Below are 3,903 nucleotides of genomic sequence, written 5' to 3'. Positions count from 1 at the left end.
GGCGGGGTCGCTCACCTCGTACCCCGCCCCCTCCGCGGCCCTGGCGATCTCGTCGACCTCACGCCGGTCCGCGTCCGGTCCCACGGCGATCGCGATCAGCGGCACCGGGCGTCCCGGATCCACGAGTTCCTTGAGCTGCTTGATCAGTTCGCCGCGGGAGATGCCGTCGTCGTCCCGGTTCGAGCCGTCGGTGAGCAGGACCACCGCGTTGAACTTGCCCTGTACATAGCCCGCCTGGGCCTCCTTGTAGGCGGCCAGGGCCGTGTCGTACAGCCCGGTGTCACCGTCCGGGATGGGCTTGAGCGCGGTGATGGCGCCGGACAGCCGCTTACGGTGCGTGCCGCCCTTCACCGGCGCACCGAGCCGGAGCGTCTCCGTCAGCTTGCGGTAGTCCTTGGCGCCGTCCAGCCGTGTGCTGAACTCCCACAGGCCGATCTCGTCCTCGGGCGTGAAGGTGGCGAGCGCTTCGAGCAGCGAGGCCTTGGTGACCTCCATCCTGCTCTGTCCCTTCCGTCCCGGCACGGGTGCCGTCATCGAGGCCGAGGCGTCCACGACCGTCGTCAGCCGGGCGCTCTGCACCGTCACCGTCCACAGGCCGAGCGCCTGCTGGATCGCCTCCGACGACGGCGGAGCGAGGTCGCTCTCCGCGAACGGCTGCGGAGAGAGCCCGCCCGCCGTACGGACCAGCCCGGTCGGCACCGGAGAGTCCGGCGCGTCCGCCGCCCGGAAGCCGTGCTGCTCCAGCGTGCGGTACGAGGGCTTCTCGCCGAGCAGCAGCATGAACCGCATGGCGGCGCGGCTCTGGTCGGTGGTGAGCCTGGTCACGTCGACGAGGTTGTACGGATAGTCCAGTGCGGGCGCGCCGTCGGTCGGATACAAGAGGCTCAGATTCGCCGAGCCGTCGCCCGCCGAGTTATGGGCGTAAGCGGCCTGTTCGGAGAGCAGGACCGCCTCGTTGGGGCGCGGGCTGTTCTTCCCGGCGCCCGCCGAGCTGTTGTCGGCCGCGAGCGTCCGGAGCACCTGGGCGTCGGTGTCGGAGACGCGCCGGGTGAGCAGCTTGGCCGTGGCGGCGGTCCGGGTGTCGCTCTTCGGCGCCTCCTGCCGCGAGGACTCGGAGATGCTGCTGAGCGCGAGCAGACCGGTGGCGCTGCGCGCCGGATCCGCCGCACCGAGGAGCAGCCGGTCCGTCTCGGTCGCCATCGCGGCCAGACCGGCCCAGGTATAGGTCTTCCGGGGCCAGCCCAGCGCCTCGGCGGACGCGGGCGCCGCGGCCAGGGCCACCGGCGAGAGGGCCACATTGCCGGCCGGAGTCAGCGGGACGCCGCTGCCCGCGGTCGTGGCGCGGTCCACCCAGACATCGGAGTCGGGCACCCATATCTGGAAGTCGGGAGCGGCGGAGCCGGTGGTGCCGGCCGCGAGCATGTCCGCCACCTTGTAGTTCTCGCGGGCTTCGACCCGTACGTCGAGACAGCGGCCGTCCGAGGTCACCTGGTCCCGGCGGGCGCGGTCGGCGACGGCGCGCAGGGCCGGAGCGATGTCGGGCGAGGCCACCAGGTCCACCCGGACCGGAGCGCGCTCACAGGGACCGCCGAAGGAGAGCAGTCCGCTGCCCACCGCGATCCCGGCTCCCGCCGTCACGGCGAGGACGAGCGAGACGGCGATGGCGATGCGGCGGCGGCGCGGCGAACCGGCCCTGCCCACGCGCCTCACGGGCTTGTGGGGCAAGCTGTGACGTCCCATGGTCCCCGGCCTGTCGTACGCGATCTTCGTACCTGCATTCGAGACCCTAGCGGCACCGCGCGCGGCATGGGACGGGAATGGCATGGGACGGGACACACACTTGGAGGCGGGCGTGCAGGCGGAGGCGGGACGGGTGGCCGGTTCTTTTCCGGAGGAGGCCATCTCACGGAGGACTCTGCGGTCCGAGACGGTGCTCGTGCTGGCCCTGTCGCTGGGCGCGAGCGGTGTGTCCGCGCTCATCAGCTTCATCGGCTCGCTGACAAAGCCGGGAGCGCTCAGCGACCAGGCGGCCTCGCTCAACTCGTCGGCGGCGCCCGGGCGGCCCTGGCTCGATCTCGCCTGGCAGCTCTTCGGGATCACCACCGCCCTGGTGCCGGTCGCGCTCGTCGCGCATCTGCTGATCAGGGAGGGCAGCGGACTGCGCGCCATCGGCTTCGACGGCCGGCGGCCCTGGTCGGATCTGGGCCGGGGCACGCTGGTGGCGGCCGGTATCGGCAGCGCGGGGCTGGCGTTCTATCTGGTGGTGCAGGCCGTCGGCTTCAATCTGACGGTGGTGCCGGAGTCGCTGCCTGATGTGTGGTGGAAGTTCCCGGTCCTGATTCTCTCGGCGGTGCAGAACTCCGTACTGGAGGAAGCCATCGTCGTCGGCTATCTGCTGCGCAGACTCGGACAGCTCGGCTGGACTCCGATGGCGGCGCTGGCGGCGAGCTCGGTGCTGCGCGGCTCGTACCACCTGTACCAGGGCATCGGCGGCTTCGTGGGCAACATGGTGATGGGCGTGGTGTTCGTGCTGCTCTACCGGCGGTGGGGACGGGTCGGACCGCTGGTGGCGGCGCACGCGCTCCTCGATATCGGCGCGTTCGTCGGGTACGCGCTGCTGGCGGGGAAGGTGGACTGGCTGCCTACGGTGTAGGGAGCAGTTCGCCGTCGATGACGGTCACCGCCCGGCCCGTGAGCAGTGTCCGTTCACCGCGTGACGATGTACGGACGAGTCCGGTACGGGCGGAGGCCTGGATGCCGGTCAGCTCCGTACGGCCCAGCCGCGCGGACCAGAACGGTGCGAGCGCGGTGTGCGCGCTGCCGGTTACCGGATCCTCGTCGATCCCGACGCCTGGGAAGAAACCCCGGGAGACGAAGTCGTAGCCGCGACCCGGATCCTCGGCGGCGGCCGTGACGATGATGCCGCGCCGGGAGGAACCGACGAGCGCGGCGAAGTCCGGGACGAGGGAGCGTACGGTCCGCTCGTCGGCCAGCTCGACCAGCAGATCGCCGACCTGTTCGGAGGTGTCGTGCACCGAGACCGGCCAGGCACCGAGCGCGTCCGCGACCTCCTCCGGGATCTCCACGGGAGTCAGTGACGACGTCGGGAAGTCGAGAGTGAAGGCGCCGTCCTCGTCCGCCGTGGCACCGAGCACACCGGAGCGCGTGGCGAACCGTACGGCGCTCATCGCGCTCCCGGTGGAGCGCAGCACATGGGCGGTGGCCAGCGTGGCATGGCCGCACATGTCCACCTCAGTGGCCGGTGTGAACCAGCGCAGCGCCCAGTCGGCGTCGCCGCCGGGCGGCAGCGGGTGGGCGTAGGCCGTCTCCGAGAGGTTCACCTCGGCCGCCACCCGCTGGAGCCAGCCGTCGTCGGGAAAGCCGTCGGAGTCCAGGACCACCACTCCGGCTGGATTGCCCGCGAAAGGGCGGTCGGTGAAGGCGTCGACGATTCGAATCCGCATCTTCTGAGCCTATGTGGGCGGCGGGACCGGCGTGGAGACCGGCGTGAACGTGAGCGCGGACGTCGACGTGTCTGGGATGCTTGCCGATCGATGTGTTCCGATATATCGTTGACGCATCGCGACAGATCAACGATGAGAGGAGCGTAGCGATGCGTTCACATGGACATGAGCACGGTCATCACGGGCCGGGATCCGGTCACTGTGGGCCCGGTCACCAGGGCCACGGCGACTTCGAGGGACGGCGCGGGGCCTTCGGGCCGTTCGGTCCGCCCTTCGGCGGTCCGTTCGGCGGTGGCGGGCGTGGTCGCGGCGGTGGCCGGGGCCGGGCGCGCCGCGGCGATGTGCGCGCCTCGATCCTGGCGCTGCTGAAGGACCGGCCGATGCACGGGTACGAGATGATCCAGGAGATCGGCGAGCGCAGCGGCGGGGGCCGGGGGGG

The 3,903-nt window shown here is 71.2% G+C and carries 3 protein-coding genes and 1 pseudogene; 2 read left to right on the top strand and 2 right to left on the bottom strand.

Annotation, left to right across the window (positions count from 1 at the left end):
• Positions 1-1,740, bottom strand: a 1,740-nt coding sequence (locus GA0115259_RS33045) for a vWA domain-containing protein (protein WP_093603779.1), incomplete at its 3' end; no start/stop codon positions are given.
• Between the two features lie 112 nt (positions 1,741-1,852).
• Here GA0115259_RS33045 and GA0115259_RS33040 point away from each other — a divergent pair.
• The gene (locus tag GA0115259_RS33040; RefSeq protein ID WP_093603777.1) at positions 1,853-2,653 is read left to right on the top strand and encodes a CPBP family intramembrane glutamic endopeptidase; all 801 of its coding nucleotides are present in this window, start codon (positions 1,853-1,855) and stop codon (positions 2,651-2,653) included.
• Here the strand turns inward: GA0115259_RS33040 and GA0115259_RS33035 are convergent.
• On the bottom strand, positions 2,643-3,464 hold the full coding sequence (locus tag GA0115259_RS33035; RefSeq protein ID WP_093603775.1) for a PhzF family phenazine biosynthesis protein: 822 nt from the start codon (positions 3,462-3,464) through the stop codon (positions 2,643-2,645). The two genes, GA0115259_RS33040 and GA0115259_RS33035, sit on opposite strands and share 11 nt — an antisense overlap.
• 149 nt (positions 3,465-3,613) lie before the next feature.
• Between GA0115259_RS33035 and GA0115259_RS33030 the strand changes: the two are divergent.
• Positions 3,614-3,903, top strand: a pseudogene (locus GA0115259_RS33030) (helix-turn-helix transcriptional regulator); the annotation flags it as partial.

The sequence above is a fragment of the Streptomyces sp. MnatMP-M17 genome, from assembly GCF_900091995.1.
Lineage (GTDB): Bacteria > Actinomycetota > Actinomycetes > Streptomycetales > Streptomycetaceae > Streptomyces.
Note: the sequence above shows the minus strand (reverse complement) of the source record. Positions and strands in the feature narration are given on the sequence as shown.

Coding starts and splice junctions, on each gene's coding strand:
- GA0115259_RS33035 (WP_093603775.1), bottom strand. CDS start 3,464: ATGCGGATTCGAATCGTCGACGCCTTCACCGACCGCCCTTTCGCGGGC.